At 32.4% G+C, this 22,749-nt stretch carries 27 protein-coding genes; 26 read left to right on the top strand and 1 reads right to left on the bottom strand.

Annotated elements, in window-relative coordinates; genetic code table 11:
- Positions 1-105 precede the first annotated feature (105 nt).
- The 25 genes from A4F88_RS01925 (at position 106) to A4F88_RS01800 (ending at position 20,099) form a co-directional block, all read left to right on the top strand.
- Positions 106-498 carry a VOC family protein gene (locus A4F88_RS01925; protein WP_068840844.1) on the top strand — a complete coding sequence of 131 codons (393 nt, stop codon included), beginning with the start codon at positions 106-108 and terminating at the stop codon, positions 496-498.
- A 14-nt stretch (positions 499-512) separates the two neighbouring features.
- Entirely contained in the window at positions 513-986 is a 474-nt protein-coding gene (locus A4F88_RS01920) for a DUF4265 domain-containing protein (RefSeq protein ID WP_068840843.1), read from the top strand.
- 45 nt (positions 987-1,031) lie between these two features.
- Positions 1,032-1,883 (top strand): substrate-binding domain-containing protein, encoded by an 852-nt coding sequence (locus A4F88_RS01915; RefSeq protein ID WP_068840842.1) that lies wholly within the window; start codon positions 1,032-1,034, stop codon positions 1,881-1,883.
- Positions 1,884-1,902: 19 nt separating this feature from the next.
- Positions 1,903-2,835, top strand: a complete 933-nt coding sequence (locus A4F88_RS01910; RefSeq protein WP_068840841.1) for a transglutaminase-like domain-containing protein — start codon at positions 1,903-1,905, stop codon at positions 2,833-2,835.
- A gap of 101 nt (positions 2,836-2,936) precedes the next feature.
- The gene (locus A4F88_RS01905) at positions 2,937-3,158 is read left to right on the top strand and encodes a DUF2798 domain-containing protein (RefSeq protein WP_068840840.1); all 222 of its coding nucleotides are present in this window, start codon (positions 2,937-2,939) and stop codon (positions 3,156-3,158) included.
- A 71-nt stretch (positions 3,159-3,229) separates the two neighbouring features.
- Entirely contained in the window at positions 3,230-3,799 is a 570-nt protein-coding gene (locus tag A4F88_RS01900) for a Crp/Fnr family transcriptional regulator (RefSeq protein WP_068840839.1), read from the top strand.
- Positions 3,800-3,864: 65 nt separating this feature from the next.
- Positions 3,865-4,593: a ferredoxin reductase domain-containing protein gene (locus A4F88_RS01895; protein ID WP_068840838.1), complete on the top strand. Its 729-nt coding sequence runs from the start codon at positions 3,865-3,867 to the stop codon at positions 4,591-4,593.
- A 170-nt stretch (positions 4,594-4,763) separates the two neighbouring features.
- A complete protein-coding gene (locus A4F88_RS01890) occupies positions 4,764-5,129 on the top strand; it encodes a hypothetical protein (RefSeq protein WP_143154990.1) in 366 nt (121 codons plus the stop codon).
- A gap of 229 nt (positions 5,130-5,358) precedes the next feature.
- Positions 5,359-6,948 carry a ribosomal protection-like ABC-F family protein gene (gene abc-f / locus A4F88_RS01885; protein WP_068840836.1) on the top strand — a complete coding sequence of 530 codons (1,590 nt, stop codon included), beginning with the start codon at positions 5,359-5,361 and terminating at the stop codon, positions 6,946-6,948.
- A gap of 117 nt (positions 6,949-7,065) precedes the next feature.
- The gene (locus A4F88_RS01880; RefSeq protein WP_068840835.1) at positions 7,066-8,121 is read left to right on the top strand and encodes a linear amide C-N hydrolase; all 1,056 of its coding nucleotides are present in this window, start codon (positions 7,066-7,068) and stop codon (positions 8,119-8,121) included.
- A 165-nt stretch (positions 8,122-8,286) separates the two neighbouring features.
- Entirely contained in the window at positions 8,287-8,610 is a 324-nt protein-coding gene (locus A4F88_RS01875) for an ArsR/SmtB family transcription factor (RefSeq protein ID WP_068840834.1), read from the top strand.
- 7 nt (positions 8,611-8,617) lie between these two features.
- Complete coding sequence (locus A4F88_RS01870; protein ID WP_068840833.1) at positions 8,618-9,085, top strand: SRPBCC domain-containing protein; 468 nt, start codon at positions 8,618-8,620, stop codon at positions 9,083-9,085.
- A gap of 6 nt (positions 9,086-9,091) precedes the next feature.
- The gene (locus A4F88_RS01865) at positions 9,092-9,472 is read left to right on the top strand and encodes a DoxX family protein (protein WP_068840832.1); all 381 of its coding nucleotides are present in this window, start codon (positions 9,092-9,094) and stop codon (positions 9,470-9,472) included.
- Between the two features lie 75 nt (positions 9,473-9,547).
- Positions 9,548-10,012, top strand: a complete 465-nt coding sequence (locus tag A4F88_RS01860; RefSeq protein ID WP_068840831.1) for an SRPBCC domain-containing protein — start codon at positions 9,548-9,550, stop codon at positions 10,010-10,012.
- A gap of 27 nt (positions 10,013-10,039) precedes the next feature.
- Positions 10,040-10,606, top strand: a complete 567-nt coding sequence (locus tag A4F88_RS01855; RefSeq protein ID WP_068840830.1) for a DUF4256 domain-containing protein — start codon at positions 10,040-10,042, stop codon at positions 10,604-10,606.
- Positions 10,607-10,622: 16 nt separating this feature from the next.
- Positions 10,623-11,201 (top strand): YdeI/OmpD-associated family protein, encoded by a 579-nt coding sequence (locus A4F88_RS01850; protein ID WP_068840829.1) that lies wholly within the window; start codon positions 10,623-10,625, stop codon positions 11,199-11,201.
- A 144-nt stretch (positions 11,202-11,345) separates the two neighbouring features.
- Positions 11,346-11,765 (top strand): VOC family protein, encoded by a 420-nt coding sequence (locus tag A4F88_RS01845; protein WP_068840828.1) that lies wholly within the window; start codon positions 11,346-11,348, stop codon positions 11,763-11,765.
- Positions 11,766-12,005: 240 nt separating this feature from the next.
- Positions 12,006-13,082, top strand: a complete 1,077-nt coding sequence (locus A4F88_RS01840) for a calcium:cation antiporter (protein ID WP_068840827.1) — start codon at positions 12,006-12,008, stop codon at positions 13,080-13,082.
- A 37-nt stretch (positions 13,083-13,119) separates the two neighbouring features.
- The gene (locus A4F88_RS01835; protein ID WP_068840826.1) at positions 13,120-14,490 is read left to right on the top strand and encodes a hypothetical protein; all 1,371 of its coding nucleotides are present in this window, start codon (positions 13,120-13,122) and stop codon (positions 14,488-14,490) included.
- A gap of 3 nt (positions 14,491-14,493) precedes the next feature.
- Positions 14,494-14,799, top strand: coding sequence for a hypothetical protein (locus tag A4F88_RS01830; RefSeq protein ID WP_068840825.1), 306 nt, complete (start codon positions 14,494-14,496; stop codon positions 14,797-14,799).
- Positions 14,800-15,069: 270 nt separating this feature from the next.
- Complete coding sequence (locus A4F88_RS01820; RefSeq protein WP_068840823.1) at positions 15,070-15,645, top strand: hypothetical protein; 576 nt, start codon at positions 15,070-15,072, stop codon at positions 15,643-15,645.
- Positions 15,646-15,866: 221 nt separating this feature from the next.
- On the top strand, positions 15,867-17,324 hold the full coding sequence (locus tag A4F88_RS01815; RefSeq protein WP_068840822.1) for an FAD-dependent oxidoreductase: 1,458 nt from the start codon (positions 15,867-15,869) through the stop codon (positions 17,322-17,324).
- A gap of 121 nt (positions 17,325-17,445) precedes the next feature.
- Positions 17,446-18,027, top strand: coding sequence for a Crp/Fnr family transcriptional regulator (locus tag A4F88_RS01810; RefSeq protein ID WP_068840821.1), 582 nt, complete (start codon positions 17,446-17,448; stop codon positions 18,025-18,027).
- Positions 18,028-18,126: 99 nt separating this feature from the next.
- A complete protein-coding gene (locus A4F88_RS01805) occupies positions 18,127-18,615 on the top strand; it encodes a YybH family protein (protein WP_082815671.1) in 489 nt (162 codons plus the stop codon).
- A 287-nt stretch (positions 18,616-18,902) separates the two neighbouring features.
- Complete coding sequence (locus A4F88_RS01800) at positions 18,903-20,099, top strand: serine hydrolase domain-containing protein (protein ID WP_068840820.1); 1,197 nt, start codon at positions 18,903-18,905, stop codon at positions 20,097-20,099.
- A gap of 14 nt (positions 20,100-20,113) precedes the next feature.
- On the opposite strand, the gene A4F88_RS01795 is transcribed toward A4F88_RS01800, so the two are convergent.
- On the bottom strand, positions 20,114-21,313 hold the full coding sequence (locus tag A4F88_RS01795) for an outer membrane protein assembly factor BamB family protein (protein WP_068840819.1): 1,200 nt from the start codon (positions 21,311-21,313) through the stop codon (positions 20,114-20,116).
- Positions 21,314-21,526: 213 nt separating this feature from the next.
- Between A4F88_RS01795 and A4F88_RS01790 the strand changes: the two genes are divergently transcribed.
- Complete coding sequence (locus tag A4F88_RS01790) at positions 21,527-22,636, top strand: serine hydrolase domain-containing protein (RefSeq protein ID WP_068840818.1); 1,110 nt, start codon at positions 21,527-21,529, stop codon at positions 22,634-22,636.
- Positions 22,637-22,749 lie beyond the last annotated feature (113 nt).

Here is a 22,749-nt window from a genome sequence, read left to right as displayed (position 1 = left end):
GAATAAAAGCGTTGACAAAAATGGATTTACAACTTCCCAGAAAAACTTTTTGGCAGGATTAATTCTTTTTATAACTTTTATATTTTTAATTAAAAAGATAGAATTATGTTTTTAAGAGTGGCACGACATACGAATGATCTTGAAAAAATCGAAAAATTTTACGTTGATATTTTAGGTTTTGAACGATTAGGAGATTTTCAGAACCATCATGATTATGATGGAATTTTTCTGGGGAAATCAGGTTTAGACTGGCACTTTGAATTTACACAATCGGGAACAAAAGCCATACACACCTTTGATGAAGATGATGTAATTGTGCTTTATCCCAAAACAATTTCAGATTATAATGATCTGATAAAAAAGCTTGTACAGCATAATATTTCAAGTATTAAAGCAATGAATCCTTTTTGGAATGAAAACGGAAAAATGTTTCAGGATCCGGATGGTTATCGCATTGTTATTTCGCCTCTGAAAGCTGTAATAAGTGAAATAGAATAATTACAAAATTAGAAATGGCAGAAACGCATAAAAAAATAGTATTTAAATATTACAGTACTTATCTCGAAGAAGTGGTTACAGAAACCATGTGGGCAGAAATTATCGATTTAGAGAAAGGATATTTCAAATTAGACAATATTCCGTTTTTTGGACCTTTGATTGCGACTGATGATATTTTTCGTGCCGAATATGATGAAAACGAAAAATACTTTATTCACAGAGAAACAATAGAAAATTCAGGAAATTCAATTGTTCAGGTTTTAATTTTAGAAGAAGGTTTTGATAAGGAAATAATACGAGAGAAATTAAAAGCAATTGATTGTATATCAGAAGGATTAAATGATACTTTTTTTGCTGTAGAAATTACACGAAATGTAGATTATGCTCTGGTAAAGAACTTATTAAATGAATACGAATCGCAGGCTGCAATTGAATTTGCTGAGCCTTGTCTCTCTGATAAACACAGAACCGATTTATTAAAAAATTAGACAAACAAACTTAGAATACGCTTACCAAACTTAAACTTAACTAAAATGAAAACTGTAAAAATTGTAGGTGTTCCTGAACACTTCAATTTGCCATGGCATTTATGTATTGAAAATGGTGAATTTGAAGCTGAAAACATTGATTTACAATGGAAGGACATTCCTGAAGGTACAGGCAAAATGTGTCAGATGCTTCGTGACGGAGAGGCTGATATTGCGGTTATCCTGACCGAAGGTATTGTAAAAGATATTGTTGCCGGAAACCCTAGTAAAATTGTTCAGATCTATGTACAATCACCTTTGATCTGGGGAATTCATGTTGCTGCAAAATCAAATTATCAAAACGTAAAAGATCTTAAAGACAAAAAAGTAGCCATTTCCAGAATTGGTTCCGGATCGCAATTAATGGCTTACGTAAACGCTCATGAAAATGGCTGGGATACTGATGATTTGCAATTCGAAATCATAAATACGATTGATGGCGCTGTAGAAGCTTTAACAAATGGTACTGCCGATTATTTTATGTGGGAACGTTTTATGACAAAGCCGCTTGTTGACAAAGGTATCTTCAGACGAGTTGGTGACTGCCCTACTCCATGGCCTTCTTTTGTAATAACTGTTCGCGACGAATTCCTGAAAAAGAATCCGAAAGTAGTTGAAAAAATACTGGAAGTTATCAATAAAACAACTCAGGATTTTACTCAGATCCCAAATATTGATAAAACGTTATCGGCACTTTTTAATCAAAAAATTGAAGACATTCAGGAATGGTTAAAACTTACACAATGGTCTCAGAAGAATTTGAACGAAAAAGCATTTATTAAAATTCAAAATCAGTTATTTGATCTGGGAATTATTGATAAAAAAAGTACTTTTGTTGAAACGGTAAAAGCGCTGTAAAAACCTGCTTTTGATTCTTATGATAAAATTTCCTAAAATTGACTTTCCGCAATTAAAATCCAAATTACAGGTGAAATCACCCTGGGACAGGATTATTATTATGCTGTTGAGTCTTTTAATTACGATACCTATTTTTATCATACTGCATCAGAACCTGATCGACTTAGAATGGCCTTTTAATCTCGACAGGGTTTTTATTTTTATATTTGTTTTTGCTGCCATATTCTTTCTTTTAATGTTATTGCGAACTATTATCATTCTTTGTATCGCAGTATATTTATTGGTTTTGTTTTACGGAAGTGTGATTGGAAATTATGGTTTTAGTGAAATTTCAGAGGATTATAATTCGATGATTTACACTATGTCAGACAATCCGTTTCCGCAGGATATTATCGTGGCAAAGCTGCTTCCGTTTCCAAACAAATCAAAAATCATTAATGCAATAGAATATCAGAACCCAAAAGTTCGAAACTTTGCCATTATGGCAACAACCAAGCATTTTAAAGGTATCAAAGGATATTCTGATTACAGAACCATTATTCAGTGTTTTGCAGTCTTTAAAGAGATTAATAGTCGTTGGAATTATGTAAATGATCCAAAAGAAGGAGATTATATTGCTACTGCAAGCGAATCTTTAGAATATTTTTCAGGAGACTGCGATGATCATTCAATCCTGATGGCTGCCGCGATACGCTCTATTGGTGGTACCCCAAGATTAATTCATACCAAAGGACATATTTATCCTGAAATTTTAATTGGTTCTTTAATTGATCTGGAAAAAGTCAATTACTTAATCAAAAATGTACTTTTTGTCAAAGAAAGTTATGGTAAAAAAATACATTATCATATTGATGAGCGTGGTCAGGTCTGGATGAATTTAGATTATACTGCCAAATATCCCGGCGGTCCTTTTATGTACGAAGAGATTCTGGGAGCCCTTACCCTGAACTAAATTTTATTAAAACACTAAAAATATCTTTTTGATCTAAGTCAATTTTGAATTAATACTGTTATAACATCTTTGCAGCAGTATTAATTCAAAATTTTCTAAATATGAAAAAGAAACATTTTAAGTATATCAACACTTTGTTTGTTGTAATTCCGATGACATTAATAATGGCATTTGTTGGCCTTATCCGAAATTACGGATTTGGAGAAGACTGGTTTTTAAAATTTCTAAAAGCCTGGAGTGTTATGCTTCCGGTAGCTTATGTAGCCGCTTTTTTGATAATTCCAAATGCAAGAAAGCTTTCAGAAAAATTAGCAGCCAAATAAATGAATTCTTAATTATTTGTTTCAGCATCTGAATCGAATATTATCTTAAATCAGCAAAAAACAATTTTACTATGTACCAACAAATTGAGAATTATATTAGAAAAGAGATAATTGTTTCAAATGCTGAAATAAGTTTAATATTGTCTTTTTTTAAGCCATTAACTCCTAATAGAAATGAAATTTTAGTTACACATGGACAAACCAGCCAACGAATGTTTTTCGTTGGTAAAGGTTGTCTGCGTATCTTTTTTATTAATGAAGAAGGAATAGATTCAACCCGATATCTTGCCTTCGAAGATAATTTTGCAACCGCTTTAGTAAGTTTTATTACAAATGAGCCTTCTTTTGAGTTTATACAGGCTTTAGAAGAAACAGAATTATTGTATATCACTCAACAGGATTTTTATCATTTAACTGACACAATTCCTGCCTGGGAAAAATTTTACAGGCATTATCTCGAAATGGCGTATGTGAATAATACAAAACGATTGATGTCGTTTGTAACTATGGATGCAAAAGAGCGATACAAGTTATTGCTAAGTCAAAATCCTGATTATGTACAACGTTTACCAAACAAAATGGTAGCATCTTATCTTAATATTTCTCAGGAAACTTTAAGTCGTTTAAAATCAAAAATCTGATTTTGACTTAAGTCAAGAGTCACCTTTTTTTCAATTTTCATCTTTGTCAAATAAAAATTAAAATTATGGAAACAAATTATGAAATTCAAAAGGGGGAATTAATTGCTATCAGGCAAATTAACAGGCATGTATTTCATCTTAAAATAAAAAGCAGTGATTTTGCAAAGATGAATTATGTTTCAGGTTTTACCATTGATATTTTTCTTGGCGATAGCGTGAGTTTTCCTGATTTAGAAAGCCGTAAATATTCTATTTGGAATTATGAACCGGTACATCAGGTTATTGATCTTGCAATTTGTACATTTTCTAAAGGAAAAGGCGCAAATTGGGTAAAAACGCTGGAAAACGGAGATCTTATTTATTTTAAGCCTCCAAGAGGAAAATTGCTTATAGATGAAAATGCAGACTACTATTATATGATTGGAGATATTACCTCTCTTTCTCATTTATATGAAATTAACCGAAATATTTCTGTTGATAAAAAAGTATTCAGCTTTATTTATGCTCATACTCAAAGAGATATTTTTCCGGATATTGATGGCAGTTTTCCATTTGATTATTATGTAATTGATCCTCTTATTGCGGAAGATGTTTTAGAAAAAATAGCTATTTTGGAACCTGATTTTAGAGGTACAGGAATTGCTTATTTATTAGGAGAACCCAAAACAGTTATTGCTTTGTACAACCATTTTAAAAACAAAAAAAAGTGGCATATTAATCAGATTAAATCCAAGCCTTTTTGGAAAGAAACCCAATCTGGAAGCGTACTTACAGGTGTTAAAAAAGCAATGTAATTCTTATGATTTAGAATATGAAAAACATTAGCTTTTATACTCTAAATAAAGCCTGATAAAGTATAAAAGCTTTATAGTCAGATGAATTAATTGCGAATTGTGTGAAATTTATGTTTATTGAATGTAATTTTTTTGTAATTTTCTATAGTTTAACTTTTAATCACAAAATCATGAAAAACTCTAAATTATTTATCCTCGGAATTGCAATGGTTGCAGTATTAACGATTTCATGCTCTAAAAGGAATACCTTAGTAAACGCCTGGAAAATTACTGCCGTTGAGCCCAAAATGCCCCTTTCAGATTCTCTAAAAAGTGTCATTTTGAGCGATGGAACCCTAACTTTTACAGAAGATGGCCATGTTACCGGATTTTTAACGAGAGAGATAACAAATGGTACTTATGCTTTGACAAAAGGTGGAAAAAGTTTAGTAATAAAAGATGAAGTTGGTACACCATATCCATGCGTAAGTACTATTACAAGCGATCAGCTGATTCTGGATAGTAAAGAAATGAAAGTTACGCTTAAGAAAATATAACCAAAAAATTCAGTTTTACTGAACTCAAAATATGCAGAACTAACCACAATGTATCCAAAAGCATTGTGGTTTGTTATTTTTTGCTGGTCAGATAAAACATAAAATTATATCTTTGCACTTGTAAAACATACACAAACCAATTTATGTGAAAAATAATTTCTTTCAGGCAATTTAGGGAGTAACCGCAATTTGTGGTGGCTCAATTTATTCATCTTCACAGAAAGAAATTATGCTTATTCTACAAAACATTTCATATAAACACACTAATGGTGATGTATTGTTCGACGCTATCAGTTTTACAATAAATAATCACGAAAAAATTGCCTTAATTGGCAACAACGGCGTTGGAAAATCGACTTTGCTTAAAATTATTGCAGGCGAACTTCAATCTTCAAATGGTGAACTTAGAGTTAGTTCACAACCTTATTATATTCCGCAGGTATTTGGTCAGTACAATCACCTCACGATTGCCGAAGCTTTACGTGTAAACGAAAAATTTAAAGCCTTAAAAGAGATATTAGACGGCAATGTATCAGAAGAAAATCTAAATGTATTAAACGACGACTGGACTATAGAAGAGCGTTGTAACAATGCTTTAAAATATTGGCAGCTTACTGATTTAGATTTGTCTCAAAAAATGGAAACATTAAGCGGGGGACAAAAAACGAAAGTCTTTTTGGCCGGAATTTCGATTCATGAACCTGAGTTTGTTTTGCTGGATGAGCCGAGCAATCATCTGGATGCATCAGCAAGACAATTGTTGTATAACTTTATGATATCTACAAACAGCAGTTTACTTATTGTAAGTCATGACCGAACATTACTAAACATTCTAAATACCGTTTATGAACTTAGTAAACGAGGTATTACAGTTTATGGCGGAAATTATGATTTTTATGCTGAGCAGAAACAAATTGAAAATAATGCCCTGAATCAGGATTTACAAAGCAAAGAAAAAGCTTTGCGCAAGGCAAAAGAAAAAGAACGTGAAACTTTAGAAAGGCAACAAAAACTGGATGCCCGTGGTAAAAAGAAACAGGAAAAATCAGGTGTTGCAAGAATCATGATGAACACTTTACGCAATAATGCTGAAAATAGTACTTCGAAATTAAAAGGTGTTCATGTAGAAAAAATTGATGGTATTTCGAAAGAATTACGTGAGTTACGATCTAATTTACCGGATATTGATCAGATGAAATTTGGTTTTTATCATTCTGGTTTACATAAAGGGAAAATACTTTTTAAGGCAACAGAAATAAATTATACTTATCAGGATCAGTTGCTATGGAAAAAAGATCTCAATATCGAAATCGTAAGCGGAGAAAGAATCGCTTTAAAAGGTTTGAACGGCTCTGGAAAAACAACTTTAATCAAGATAATATTAGGTAAATTATCTCCTGTATCTGGAAATGTTTATATCGCAGAAAACAAATCGGTTTATATAGATCAGGACTATTCTCTCATAAACAATCAGCTCAAGGTTTACGAACAGGCACAGGAATTTAATGCCTCAGGTTTAGAAGAACATGAAATAAAGATGAGATTAAACAGGTTTTTATTTTCCAGAGATTATTGGGATAAACCCTGTTCTGCCTTAAGCGGAGGCGAAAAAATGCGTTTGATGCTTTGTTGTCTCACTATTAATTCTGAATCGCCAGATCTGATTATTCTGGATGAACCAACTAATAATTTAGACATTCAAAATATTGAAATACTAACAGCTGCAATCAATGAATATCAGGGAACATTGATTGTGGTTTCGCATGATGAATTGTTTCTGGAACAAATTAATATTGAAAGAGATATTTCATTGTTTTGATATTCAATAGATTAATTGCTATGTTATCTGTCTGTAATTTTTTAAATTAGCTATGAATTGCATATGACGGGCAAACCGAAAACCGATCAGAGTAGGTAAAATTTAAAAGAAAATTCCATGAAAAGAAAATTCAAAATTTTGACATCTTTAGTATTTCTGAGCATTATTATTTTCAGTTCAAAAGCCATTGCCTGTACACGTGTGGTTTACGAAGGTTTAAACGGAACTATTATTACAGCCCGTTCTATGGACTGGAAAGGAACGATTCCCGCTAATTTATGGGTTTTCCCAAGAGGAATTGAGCGAAATGGCGAAGCCGGAAACAATTCAGTAAAATGGAAATCTAAATTTGGCAGTGTCATAACCAGTTCATGGGATATTGCTTCTTCTGACGGGATGAATGAAAAAGGTCTGGTTGGAAATCTGTTATGGCTGGTAGAATCTACTTATCCTAAATTTGAGAAAAACGGAAGTCAGAAAGGATTGGCTGTTTCCCTTTGGCTACAATATGTTCTGGATAATTATGCCACAGTCAATGAAGTTGTCAAAGCTTTAGAAAAAAATGAATTTGTTGTTGTATCGTCTCATATTCCCGGAACCGATATTTTTGCAACAGTTCACCTGTCAGTATCAGATGCAACTGGTGATAATGCTATTTTTGAATTTATTAACGGAAAACTGGTTATTCATCATGACAGAAAGTATGTTGCCATGACCAACTCCCCTATTTTTGATGAGCAACTGGCAATCAATACTTATTGGAAAGGAATTCCGGGAACCATCATGCTGCCCGGAACAAACAGAGCAGCAGATCGTTTTACAAGAGCCTCTTATTATATTGATGCAATTCCTAAAACAGATGATATTAGAACAGCCATTGCAAGTGTGTTTAGCGTTATTAGAAACTGTTCAGTTCCGTTAGGTATTTCTTCGCCAACAGAACCTAATATTTCGTCTACACGATGGCGAACAGTTGCCGATCAAAAAAATCTGGTATACTATTTTGATAATGTGCTAAATCCTAATGTTGTTTGGGTAGAATTCAGTAAGCTTGATTTTAGTGAAAAAGGAAAAATAAGAAAGTTAACCCTCGCCAATAATGAAAATTATTCCGGAGAATCATCCATGAATTTTAAAACAGCACAGCCTTTTAAATTTGCAGGGCTAGATTAAAAATAAAAATGATGTAAAACGAATCCCCGAATTTCAACAAATACGGGGATTTTTTATTTCTATTTGGAAAAATAATATTATAAATGACTGAAAACTAAATAAAAATGCTTTAAAATTTTGTGCAGTCAAATAACTGCATTATATTTGCAGTCAAATAACTGCACAATGGAAATTCGTAGAGATGTTTTTCAGGCTATTGCCGACCCTACCCGCAGGGCAATATTAAGTTTAGTTGCTTTTCAGTCTATGACTCCCGGAGTTATAGCAGAAAATTTTGACTCTTCAAGGCAAACGATTTCAAAACACATTCAAATACTAACCGAATGTGAACTTTTGGAACAAACCCAAAACGGAAGAGAAATTTATTATGTAACCAATGCAAGAAAAATGAAAGAAGTCGCTGATTTTATAGAGCCTTTCAGAAAAATGTGGGACGACCGATTTAATAAACTAGAAGCTATCATGAAAAATTATAAACCAAAAAAATAGACCAATCATGGATTTAAAAACAAAAATTACCGCCCAAGACGATAAACATGATCTTTTGATTACCAGAGATTTTGATCTTCCGCTGGCATTACTTTTTAAAGCTTATGCAGAACCTGAAATTGTTGAGCAATGGATGGGAACAAAAGTGCTTAAACTGGAAAATAAAAAATATGGAGGCTGGCAATTTGAAACCTCAGATCCAAAAGGAAATGTTGTATTTAAGGCAAATGGTGTAATTCATGAATTTATTCCGGATCAAAAAATCATCAGGACTTTTGAAATGGAGAACGCCCCTTTTGCCGTGCAGCTTGAATTTTTAGAATTTGAATCTCTTACTGATGAAACCAGCAGATTAAAAATGCAGATCGTTTATAAATCTGTCGAACTCAGAAATCAAATGCTCAAATTACCATTTGCACAAGGGCTTAATATGGCTCACAACAGATTACAGGACATTGTAAATAAACTAAAATAAGAAATCATGAAAAAGAAAAACAAAATTATCTATTGGGTTGCTACACTTTGGCTTGCGTTAGGAATGGTTTCAACCGGAGTGGTTCAGTTAATTAAAATGAAAGAAGAAGCAGATATGATGCGTCATCTGGGTTATCCGCTTTATTTTTTAACGCTCTTGGGAATTTGGAAGATATTGGGAGTTATTGCTGTTCTCATTCCGAAATTTCCTTTATTGAAAGAATGGGCTTATGCAGGATTCTTTTTTGCTATGTCCGGTGCAGTCTTTTCGCATTTAGCTTGTGGTGATAGCCCTAAAGAACTTTTTGGTCCAATTTTATTAATTGTATTAACTATTGTATCCTGGTATTACAGACCTGCTGACAGAAAAATCGCAACAGTAAATTAAGCACTGCCTGATTTTATTTTTTAATTTAGTAAAGCAAATAATAAAGCGTATTAGAAATTTAATTCAAATTTACAAATGGAAAAATCAGATAATACCACTGCAAACAGGGAATTGCGTAACATAAAAACACTTAATGCTCCCGTTGATTTGGTTTGGGAAGTATGGACAAATCCTGAGCATATTGCCAATTGGTGGGGACCAAATGGTTTTACCAATACAATTCATAAAATGGATGTACAGGAAAACGGAGAATGGAATTTAACGATGCACGGCCCTGATGGAACCAATTATCCAAACAAAAGTGTTTTTAAAGAAGTTATTCTGTTTGAAAAGATAGTATTTGAACATTTTAATCCGCATTTTATCACAACAGTAAAGTTTGATTCAAAAGATAAACAAACAATACTAGACTGGTCCATGTTATTTGATACTCCTGAAATGTATGATATTGTAGTAAAAGTGCATAAAGCAGATCAGGGACAAAGAGAAAATGTAGAAAAACTTGAAAAATATCTATTAAACAAAACAGGTGTAAAATAGAATTTCAGAATAAAAAACAGAAACGAAATGAGTAACAATAAAAACATATTGACTGCTGACGAACAGCAAGAAATACTTACTATTTTGAAATTACGTTTTGAAAAAAACAAAAACCGACATGAAAATATTAATTGGGAAGATGTTAAAGTAAAACTAGAAGCTAATTCTGGTAAACTATGGTCAATTAATGAAATGGATAAAACAGAAGGAGAACCTGATGTTGTAGGTTTTGATGAAAAAACAGGTGAATACATTTTTTTTGATTGTGCAGCTGAAAGTCCAAAAGGCCGACGAAGCGTTTGTTATGACCGAAAAGCTTTAGACTCCAGAAAAGAACATAAACCTAAAAATAGTGCTCTGGATATGGCGGCTGAAATTGGGATTGAAATTTTGACTGAAGAACAATATAAGGAACTTCAAAAACTAGGAAATTTTGACACTAAAACTTCCAGCTGGATTCTAACGCCATCTAATATTAGAGAACTTGGCGGTGCTTTATTTTCTGATTTCCGCTACAACACTGTGTTTGTATATCATAATGGTGCCGAGTCTTATTATGCCGCAAGAGGTTTTCGGGGCTCATTAAGGGTTTAATTTTAAAATATAAATTATGAATCCGAAAGTTGATTTTTACTTTGATAAAACTAAAAAATGGCATAAAGAACAAGAACAATTGCGTGAGATTGTTCTGGATTGCCAATTGACAGAAGAGCTTAAATGGGGAACTCCCTGCTATACCTGTCAAAATAGTAATATTGTTTTAATTCATGAATTTAAAGAATATTGTGCTCTTTTGTTTTTTAAAGGCGCCCTACTGCAGGATACCGATAAAATTTTAGTACAACAAAGCAAAAATGTTCAGGCAGCAAGACAAATGCGTTTTACCAGTCTTAAAGAAATTACAGATCAAAAAGCCAGCATTAAGTCTTATATTTATGAAGCCATTGAGGTTGAAAAAGCGGGTTTGAAAGTCATACTAAAGAAAACCCGGGAGTTTGAAATTGCTGAGGAATTTCAAAAGAAATTAGACCAAAACCCTGCCTTGAAAACAGCTTTCGAAGCCTTAACTCCGGGAAGACAAAGAGCTTATTTGCTTCATTTTTCGTCTCCAAAACAGTCCAAAACCAGAGAAGCCAGAGTAGAAAAAGTGATGGATCAGATTCTGGACGGAAAAGGATTAAATGATTAAGTTTTTTTTTTGAGAATAAAACTAAGAGTATAAACTCCATTAGAAATAATGGAGTTTTTTTGTACTTGTTCTTTTCCTTAAAAACAGATAAAGCCATTATAAATTTCTTTAAATTTGTTATAAACCAATCAAAAAACAACCAACATGGAAGATTCTAAAAAACAAGCAGACAATTCAGCTTCAGATACTACACCAAAAGTTACAGGAATTGGCGGTATATTCTTTTTCTCAGATAATCCAAAAGAAACCAACGAATGGTATGCTAAAAATCTGGGCTTAGAAATCAATGACTGGGGTTCTACATTTCAATCCAGAAACAACGATAATCCGGATGAAGTAAATGTGCTGCAATGGAGCACTTTTAAAACAGGAGATAAATATTTTTTGCCATCAAAGAAAGAATTTATGATTAATTATCGGGTTCAGAATATTGAAGGACTTGTAAACAAACTCAAAGAAAATGGGGTAACTATACTGGACGATATTACAAGCTATGATTACGGAAAGTTTGTGCATATTATGGATGCTGATGGCAATAAAATTGAACTTTGGGAACCAAGTTAATGGTGTAAAAAAGTTTCATTATTAAACTATTTTATAAAAATAACAACTATCCTTCGTGGTTTTGGAGCTCTGAATAAACAGAATTGATTCAGTTGTATAATTATAGCTTAAAAACAGATTTTTGCCAGCTCAATCGTAGAGATAATACAGTTTGTTGCTCTTTTATAGTAAAAAAAGTTTTATATTACAAAAATTAAATAAGCCGATTTTTAATAAACTATTGGTAAAAAATATTGATATATGAAACAATTACTTCAGTGGACAATTATCATTCCGGCACTATCCTGGATTCTTTTTTTTAGCGGATTAATCGACAATAGCAGTTTCTTTCAGGTTGCGGCAAGCATACTGCTTATTTTAAGTGTAATGTCGGCCGTACATCACTCAGAAATAATAGCGGAAAGAGTTGGAGAACCTTATGGAACCATTATTTTGGCAATATCCATAACTGTTATAGAAGTTTCTATTATTGTTTCTCTCATGTTATCAGAAGGTCCTGAAGCTGCTTCGCTTGCCAGAGATACTGTTTATGCTGCTACGATGCTTATCTTAAATGGCATTATTGGACTTTGTCTTTTAATTGGCAGTCTAAAACATTACGAACAAAACTTTTCAGTTTCTTCTGTCACTATTGCTTTAGTTTCATTGATTTCGATTATAGTCTTTACACTGGTCTTCCCTACTTTTACAGAAAGCGTTAAAGGTTCTTATTATTCAATGCCACAACTTGTTTTTGCCTCCATTGCCTGTATTGTTATTTATTCGTCTTTTTTATTTGCTCAAACCAGCAAATATCGACAATACTTCCTTACTGTTGGCGACGATGAAAATGAAGAAGCAGTTGAACCAATAGCAATCAATAATAAAACCTTTTACACAAGCCTTGTTTTTCTAATTATAAGTTTAGGAATTGTGGTACTATTGGCAAAAACGCTTTCGCCTACAATCGAGAGCATTATTGTGAGTTATCATTTGCCCAAAACGTTGGTAGGTGTTGTTATTGCAGCAATAATTTTGCTTCCTGAAGCTATTGCAGCTATTATAGCGGCAAGAAAAAACAGGCTTCAGACCAGTATAAATTTAGCTTTGGGATCTGCTTTGGCAAGTATTGGCTTAACCATTCCAAGTGTAGCCGTGGTTTGTATTATCATGAATATGCCTATTATTCTTGGGCTCGACATTAAATCTATAGTTTTGTTAGCCTTATCTGTCTTTACAGTAATGTTGTCATTAAGCAAAGGAAAATCAAATATTGTATATGGCGTTGTACTTTTAGTTAATCTATTTGCGTTTGTATTTCTTATGATTTATCCTTGATTTTAATTTTACAACCTATAATTATTCTTTAAGATATATGAAAAACAGACTTTTACTTGTAATTTTATTTTTAACAACCGTTCTATCTGCCCAAAAGCCAACATTTAATATTAAATATTCTGAACAATTGGCTGTTTTTGTTTTTTTAGAAAATCTTTCAGAGAATTATCCGGAAAATAATTTTAAAACAGAATTTCAAAAATCTAAATATAACGTTGAGAAATACAAAGATCTGATTTCAAAATTTGATCAGTTATTTTATGATTACAGTTACCATTTCGACGAATACCCTTATGGATCAAAAAAGTCCATGCAGGCTCAGGATATCCTACAGAAAAATTTAATTGAAACAGAGAATCTAAAAGATTTTAAGATTCGAACAATTGGTTTTATACCCACTAAAACCTTAAACGATCTGGCAACCTGTATTTCTGAGTTTACCCCTATTTACAACGAACTGATTTACAATCCGAACAAAGATAAATTTGAAAAGCAACTTCAGGACATTGCTAAATATTCTAACGACAATCATATCGAAAACTACTTTGAAACAGGATTATTATTTTATAATTCAAGTTGGGATAATTCCATTCCGTTTAATATAGCCTTTTATCCGTTGCCAAATTCTAAAGGCTTTACCGCACAAGCATTTTGCAATAATTTTATTAGCGCTGTACAAACCGATTTAAAATCCTATAAAGATTTGTTTAGCGTTATGATGCATGAAACCTATCATATAATTTATGATGAACAATCTCTTGAAGTAAAAACGCAAATTGATTCCTATTTTAAAGAAAACAAATCAAAATGCAGCAATTATGCCTATCAGCTTATGAATGAAGTTCTGGCTACGGCTTTGGGCAATGGTTATGTATTTAGTAAATTAAATGGAAAAATTGACACCGAAGACTGGTATAATAAAAAGTATATAAATCTTATGGCAAAGCAAATTTATCCATTAGTAGAAGAATATATCAGCCAAAAGAAACCAATGGATAAAAACTTTATTGATAATTATATCAGGCTATACGAAGAAAATTTCCCAAATTGGATCAATGAGCTCGATAATATTATGACATACAGATATGTACTTACTGAAAATAAAAAAGATTTTAGTGCTATAAGCCAGATGTTTCGTTATCGTTCAAGATCAGAATATGAAGATCTCATTACAGAAAACAGTATCGAAAGAATGCAGAAAACCACCTTAACAAAGATTATTATCATCTCAAAAAGCAATAAGGAAAAGCTGAAACTCGTAAAAAGTAAATTTCTGGAATTAAAAAATTGGAAATATGACACTGACAAAGAGTTTGCATATAAAATTCTTTTAAAAGATAAAAGTCAGTTGATTATATTGAATCAGAAAAAATCGACAATTCAGGATTTATTCAAATCAATACAATAAGAAATGCTTAAAAACCTATATAAGCTAAAAAACATAAAAAGTTTGCTGCTTTTATTATTACCTTTTTTAATGCAGGGACAGGACATACAGGACACAGTAAATATTGAAGGTGTGTATTATTGTTCAAGAGATTTGTATAGTATTATAAAAAAGAAAAAAAAAGTAATGTATGTTACCTTACCTGAACAATTTGTGAGTGATACGATTGCTTGGAATATAGATAGTTCTTATATTTTTATTAAAGAAAAAAAATATTTACAAAAGATTTATTCTTCAAAAAAATTAAGTTTAAAACATTGGAGTCTTTAAATAATTCGGAGAAAAAAATCTATATCGAAAACCTTATCAATAAAAGAAAAGGAGAAATAGAGTTTACAGAATTTTGTAATATCATTTCAACTGGAGCAAGACTCCTTGACAATAGGTATCTTTATTTTTACTTTAAAGCTAAATTTGATGGACATGAGCAAAATTTTAGCGTTCGGTTTTCTCAGGATTTAATGGTTTTAAACTTTGGTTTTCCTAGTTATATAAAATGTAAATAGTATAAGCTGTTTTTCAAATTTAAATACAACGTTTATGAAAATTTTCAAACCTTATCATCTTTTATTAGGATTATTATCCTTAACAGGCTGCGTTGGGAATATGAATCCTACAGGTGGAAATTCTGCACCAAATTATCCCTATTTTATTACTACTAAGTCATTAATTGTAAAAAACATAGCAGTTCCGCCAGGGACAAAACTAACTTATGAGGAGAACTTTTTCAAGGAAGGAAAACAAAAGGAAATGATGGGCGAAGCAAAACTGACAACAATTGATCTTCCGGTTGGGCAAACCATCAATTGGGGCGGTGTTCCGGTAACTTCTATTAATAAATTTTTCAATTCAGAAATGCGCGGATTTACGGTATATGCAGACTTTAGTAAATTGAGCGATGATAAAAAAACTAAATTCTCTGAACTTTGGCAAAGCTGCAGTAATGATTTAGGTATTACGATCAAAAACACTGATGATTGGTCTTTTAATACTAAAAACATTTCTGATGTTGAGAGTTGTAGTGTTATTTATCAACGTTATTTTAAGGATGATACCAGACAACAGACTTTTTTAAATGAAATTTATTCTGAACTATTAAAAGTGGGCTCAAAATAAATACAAAAAAGAGTTGAGCCTCTATTTAGAGTGTTCTGTCAAAATTAGAGCGTATTTTTGTACTCGTTATCTTTTATCTTAAATTTGCACGGCTGTAGCAAGCTATATAACGTTTAAAAGTATAAACTTTCTACAGAAGTAATGAAATTCAAAAGTCATTACTTTATGATTTAAGCTCAACATTATGGCGTGGGCTATTTTTTTAAAGCAATTAAGATTAAGTGAAAAAAACAGATAATGAAGTTGCTAACTGGACCATTTGCCAGGAATGTCACGGACGTGGCAAAAAAAGCAGAAGGCTTAGCAAAAAAGTGCGGCTTCAGTACCAGATTGCATTCGAAAAATACGAAAAAACAAATGGCGAAGGAACAGTGCCAATTCGTCCTAAAGCGCCGTTATATTCATGTCCAAATTGTTCCGGCTCAGGATTAGTTCCATCAGTTGATATTCCTGTTGCAGATAAAGAAAATTATCCGCACGTGGCTATTATTGGCGGCGGTATTGGCGGAGTAGCTTTGGCCGTTGCCTGTTTGCATCGCGGAATTCCTTTTACTCTTTTTGAACGCGACAACCACTTCGATGCCCGATCTCAGGGCTACGGACTTACATTGCAGCAAGCTAGTAAAGCTATTGAAGGACTGGGAATCTTCTCCTTAGAAAAAGGAGTGGTTTCAACAAGACACCTGGTTCATACTACAGACGGAAAAGTGATTGGAGAATGGGGAGTCAGAAAATGGATCACTTCTGATGTCAATACCTCTTCAAAACGTTCCAATATACATATTGCGAGACAATCTTTGCGTTTGGCCCTGCTTAATCAGCTTGGCGGAAACGATATGATTCAATGGGGACATCAATTATCAGGCTTTAACAAAACAAGTGATGGCGATCTTAACCTTAACTTTCAGGTAAATGGAGAGTTAAAGAGCTTCAGGGCAGATCTTGTGGTTGGAGCTGATGGTATTCGCAGTTCGGTTAGAAAATTATTAATTGGTGATGCTATTACACCTTTACGTTATCTGGATTGTATTGTAATATTGGGTATTTGTTCTTTAAATGCTTTAGAAAATCCTGATAGTACTTTGCTGGATTCGGCTACAGTGTTTCAAACAGCCAATGGCAATGAACGAATCTATATGATGCCTTTTACATCAGATTCTGTAATGTGGCAGCTTAGTTTTCCAATGTCTGAAACCGATGCTAAAACTTTAAGTAACCTGGGACCTAAAGCACTTAAAGAAGAAGCGTGCCGAAGAACACAATGGCACTCTCCTATTCCTCAGATTCTGGCAGCAACCCCTGAAAATCAAATTTCCGGATATCCTGTTTACGATCGTGAATTACTGAAACCTGCATTATTAGAGAAATCCGGACAAGCAACACTAATTGGCGATGCAGCTCACCCAATGAGTCCATTTAAAGGACAAGGAGCAAATCAGGCATTATTGGATGCACTCTCCTTGGCGCGAGCCATTTCAAAAGGATGCAAACCTTTATCACAGTGGAAAAAAACCGGAATTAGAGAAAAGGTATTAAACGAGTTCGAATCAGAAATGTTAGAACGCAGTGCTATAAAAGTAAAAGACTCCGCCGAAGCAGCACAATTTCTACATTCTGAAGTAGTACTTCGTGAAGGTGATGAACCCAGAGGAAGATGCTTAAAGAGAGAAAAAGATTAATCAGGATCAACTAAATTTTTTATCATTTATAATGACTGTAGTTGTCTTAACAAATTTGGATTTCGGGTAAAAATATTTCTTATATTAGCTTTATCTGCATTATAGAAGCAGCTTAAAACGAATGAACATACAACAACTCATATTGCATTTTGAGAATTATCTTCCTCTTAACGATACAGAAAAGGAAGAACTTAATAAGCGTATAATTGAGAAAAGAGTAAAACGAAGACAATTTATACTTCAGGAAAGTGATGTTTGCAGACACTATAATTTTGTTGCTTCAGGGCTTTTTAAAATGTATGCAGTTGATAAAAACGGAACAGAGCATAATATACAATTTGCTTCCGAAAATGAATGGATTACAGATATTGGCAGTTTTCATTCAGATAAACCAAGTCATCTTTACATTGAGGCAATAGAACCATCAGTTATTCTTCAAATAGAAAAAAAGAACCTTTTATTTCTCTATACTCATTTTCCAAAATTTGATCGAAATTTCAGGGTTATTATTGAAAATAAATTCATTGAACTTGAAAATCGGGTTTTACAAAATATTAGTTCAACTGCAGAAGAAAGATACCAAACTTTTTTAGGTCAATATCCAAATCTTTCCAATCGGCTTCCTAATACTCAAATTGCCTCCTATCTTGGAATAACTCCTGAATTTTTGAGTAAAATTCGAAATAATAGTATTAAAAAATAATTTACCCTTAATCTAGTTTAAGGGTATTTCTTAAATTTGTTTATAGGCGTTACGTTTCTGTTTTCTTCAACTTTGTAATGTAATTAAATCATTATAAAAATGAAGAAAATGCTAATTCCGGTTTTTTTACTATTGCTAACAGCAAGTTGTAAAAAGGAAATAAAAAAAGAATCTGTAACAAATAATTTTAAACAAGTAGAAATGAATACAACAGAAAAAAAAGATATAGAGAAATTGCTTTTCTCTTATCGTGATGCCTTAAATACATCAGATGTATCAAAAGTCTTATCATTATACGCACAAAATGGTGTGTTTATGCCAACCAACGCTCCTACTGCCAAAGGTTTGGAACAATTAAAAAGTTCGTATGACTTTGTATTTAAAGCAATACAGTTAAATATCGATTTTTTTATTGATGAAATTGATGTACAGGGAGAAACTGCTTATGCGATAACAAATTCTAAAGGCACAACATTAATTCATGCCAGCGGACAAACCATTCCGGAAGAAAACAGAGAATTGTTTGTATTGGTCAAAGAAGACGGAAAATGGAAAATTGCGCGATATATGTTCAATAAAACAAAATAAACCAGATTGTACTGATTTAAAAAAATGATAAAAAAGCTCCTTAAACTTATAAAGGGGCTTTTTTTGTTCACTTAAAGCTATTTTTAATTATTTGAAATATTGTACGTTGAGTTTTAGATTTCTCCTGCCTAAAGTTTTTCTATATTAGCTTCACAAATGATACCTGTTTTTTAATCTCTAAATTCAGCTTATGAGAGCGGAGTTATAATTTTGTATTAAACAGTTAATGTTTTTAATGCTATTTTCACTATTTGAAAACAAAAGTACTTTCAGCTTAAATAAAAAAAATGAATCCATATAAAATCAATTTCTTATTAGTTTCGTGTGTAATGGCTCTTTTTTCGTGTTCAACTCCAAAAAAGATTGTAGCCTCAAAAGAAAATATTACAATACAAAAATCAGATTCACTTTATCTGGAGATTCAAAAGCTTGGAGCTGAATTAACAAAAAATAATAACGTTCCCGGATTAGCTGTGGCTTGTATCCAGAATGGGAAAATAGCATGGATACAATGTATTGGCTATGCCGATGTGGCAAGCAAGAAACCAGTAACGGCAGAAACAATTTTTAATATTGGTTCTATTTCGAAAGTGGTATCTGCGTGGGGATTTATGCAATTAACTGAAAAAGGTTTGGTGAACTTAGATGACCCTGTTAATCAATACCTAACCCGTTGGAAATTGCCTCAATCGTCTTACGATGCTTCAGGAGTTACACTTCGACGCATACTAAGCCATACAGCAGGACTTTCTGTACATGGATATGGTGGTTTTGAGCAAGGAGCTAAATTGCTAACCCTAGAAGAATCCCTTAACGGAAAAACCAAAAGAAATGGAGAAATGGTGCGTCTGATATACGAGCCAGGAACAAAATGGGAATATTCAGGAGGTGGCTATACTCTCGCTCAGTTACTTCTTGAAGAAAGGACAAAAGAAAATTTTGCAGACTATATGAAGAAAAATATTTTAGAACCATTAGGGTTAACTCACACTAATTATGAATGGACAGAAAAAATGAAATTAAGTTCTGCAACGGCTTATGATACTTTAGGAAACCCGATAAAGAACAGAATATTTACAGAACAAGCTGCCGCAGGATTACAAACTACAATATCAGACTTAGCTCATTTTGCTGAGTTGTCTATTGGAAGCAATTCTTTACAATTAAATAAGGTTTTAAAACCGGAAACGATTAAATTAATGGAACAACCTGTTCTTCCTTTTTCTAAAGACGGCGAAAGCGGTCTTGGATATCGTTTCATGAATTATAGAGAGTTAAGAACCATTGGACACACAGGAGAAAATATAGGCTGGAGTGCTGCAATGTTTATGCATTTGCCAACCAAAAGTGGTATAATAATGCTCTGCAATGGATCTAATGGAGATCGGGTTTGGGCTCCAATCTATCAAAGTTGGGCAAAAAAGATTAAAACAGCTTATGAAAAACACCATTTAAAAGTAAAAAAGAAGCCGTTTCAGTATTGAAACGGCTTCTTTTTTTATCGAATTATTTTTAGATATGCACTATAGATATTTTCCTTAAGAGAGGTTCGCATATAATATACGTTTTCGTCTTTTTCTTTTAAGTCAAATTGAATTAAACCGGCATCACAATAATAATACAACAAGTTATCATCATTAGGAAATTCAAGATTTGAAACCGGTAAAGTTGTTAATTTTAGTTCGTATGCTATTTCACCATTTGTTAAGTCTAATTCAAAAAGTCTTCCTTTTTTGGTATATCCCCAAAGATTCTCATTTTCTCTGGTAATGTATTCGATATTATCATCTTTAAAATCAGTTTTCCATATCTGAGTTCCCGTTTTTGAATCAACAGCATATACAGAAGAAACATTTGAACCTTGTGCTGCAAAATATATTTTTTTGTCTTTGCAGAGTATACGTTCCTTAATATTATGCTGATTTTCATCTAATTTAAATTGCCATAAAATATCCAGTTTATCAGGAGTCAGGGCAAAAAGCAGGTCTTTTTCATTGGCTACAAATACATTTTCACCATCTGTTACAGGTTTTCCGGACATGGTTTCGGTAAAGCTTTTTTGGTTCAGGACTTTTCCTGTATTTGCTTCAAAACTGTATAAATTAGATGCGCTGGAGGTAAAAATCTTGTTATTTAAAAAGAGTACCGGAATATCGTTTTGTGGAGCATCCAGCTTGTAGTTCCATACTAAACTACCATCTTTTATATCAAGAGCATAAATATTACTGCCTTGATTTTGATTTTGAGCAGTGATGTATAATTTTCCATTATTTATGACCGGAGTTTGATCTTTTAGAACAATCTGATCGATAATATTACCTAATCTTGATTTCCAGAAAAGTTTACCGGTTTGATTATCTACTGCAAAAATTTCACCGTTTGTAAACGGAACATATACAACTCCATCCTGTAATGTTGCTTTGTTGGTGCAGGTTTCAGCACTGGCATCTGTAGCTTTTAAAGTCCAGACAATGGTTTCAGACTCTAAATCATACGAAAAAATTGAACCGTCGTAATCATAAATTAGAATTGAAGCTTCGTCTAATGGAACTTTTTTAAGCGTATTTATGGCTTTATTTGTAACCATATCACTAAGAGGCAGATTTTTATTTGAATAATTAGTCTTGTCAGCTGGCGCTTGCCCAAACATATTTATCACTGTGAATACAAATAAAAGAGCTGTTAGTTTATTTTTCATTTTTAAAATTTGGGTTTTATGATTTAATTACATTTTCAGTAAAAAAACTGTCAGACAAAACAATATACAGGTCAAATATAGTTAAAAATTATTATAGCATTTTAGGCGTTATAAGTTCTGTAAATTGTAAATTAGAGTTCAAAAACAAGAAAAGGTAAAACAAGATATCCTCAAAAAGAAAAACTGATTTATTTAACTTTGATAATCTTAACAATGAGAATTAAATTTTTTATTTTATCACTGATATTTTTTTTTAGTAGCTGTGTTTTAGCTCAAAATAAAAAGAGAGAAATTATCAGCTATCTCCAAAAAGAAATGGAAGAAAAAAAAATTCCAGGCTGCCAGCTAGTTGTACTTAAAAAGGATAAAATAGTATTGTCTGAAGCACTTGGAATTGCAGAAGTACCTTTTTCAGTACCTGTAAAAAAGAATACTGTTTTTTCGATAAATTCTATTGCTAAAGTTTTTACTTCAGTTGGCATAATGCAATTACAAGAACAAAATAAACTTACTCTTAATGATCCTATTTCTCATCATATAGATTCTATTCCTGAAAATTGGAAAAAGATTACCATTAAACAATTAATGAGTCACACCTCCGGACTTCCTGATATTGAAGATGAAAAAGGGCTGATTGGAGATCAAGGACAAGACTTGGCCTGGTTAATGGTTAAGAAATTACCAATGCAGTCTGAAATTGGAGAAAAATTTAATTATAACGCCACTAACTATTTTATTTTACAGCGTATTATTGAAAAATGCAGTGGATCATCTTTTGAAAAATTTATCCGTAAAAATCAGTTTGATGTAGTCGAAATGAAACAGATATTTTATGGAAATTCCTTTGATGTAATCAAGAATAAATGCCCTACCTACTCTTATTATCATCAGGATAAAGTAACAAATGAATATATAAAAGACAACGAATTAAAGGAAACATATGAAGAATTCCCATCAAAAATGATAGCTGATGCAGGTGCATTTACAACAGCTGAAGAAATAGCAAAATGGATCATTGGACTTCAATCGGGTAAATTTCTTAAAGAAAATGAAAATATAAATACTATTTGGGAACCTGTAAACTTAAACAATGGATCTTATGATGGTTTTGGCGGACTTTTAAATGCATATGCTTTAGGCTGGCCAGTAATAAAGCGAAATAATCATCCTGCAGTAGCCTCTCTTGGCGGTGGTCGTGCGGCATTTATTATTTACCCAAAAGATAATCTTGTAATTATACTTTTTACAAATCTTACTGGCAGTTATCCTGAAGAAATCGTTGAAAAAATTGCAGGATTCTATAATTCAGAGATAGGTAATTAGAAAAACAAAACGGATGGCTATTTTATAAGGAAAATGTAATCTAAAAAAAACACCCTAATTTCTTAAGGAGTTTCTAGGTTATTATCATCAACAACCTCTTTATGAGTTATTTT

It is taken from the genome of Flavobacterium chilense (genome assembly GCF_001602525.1).
GTDB lineage: Bacteria > Bacteroidota > Bacteroidia > Flavobacteriales > Flavobacteriaceae > Flavobacterium > Flavobacterium chilense.
The sequence above is the reverse complement of the archived record's forward strand: the minus strand, read 5'-3'. Positions and strand labels throughout refer to the sequence as shown.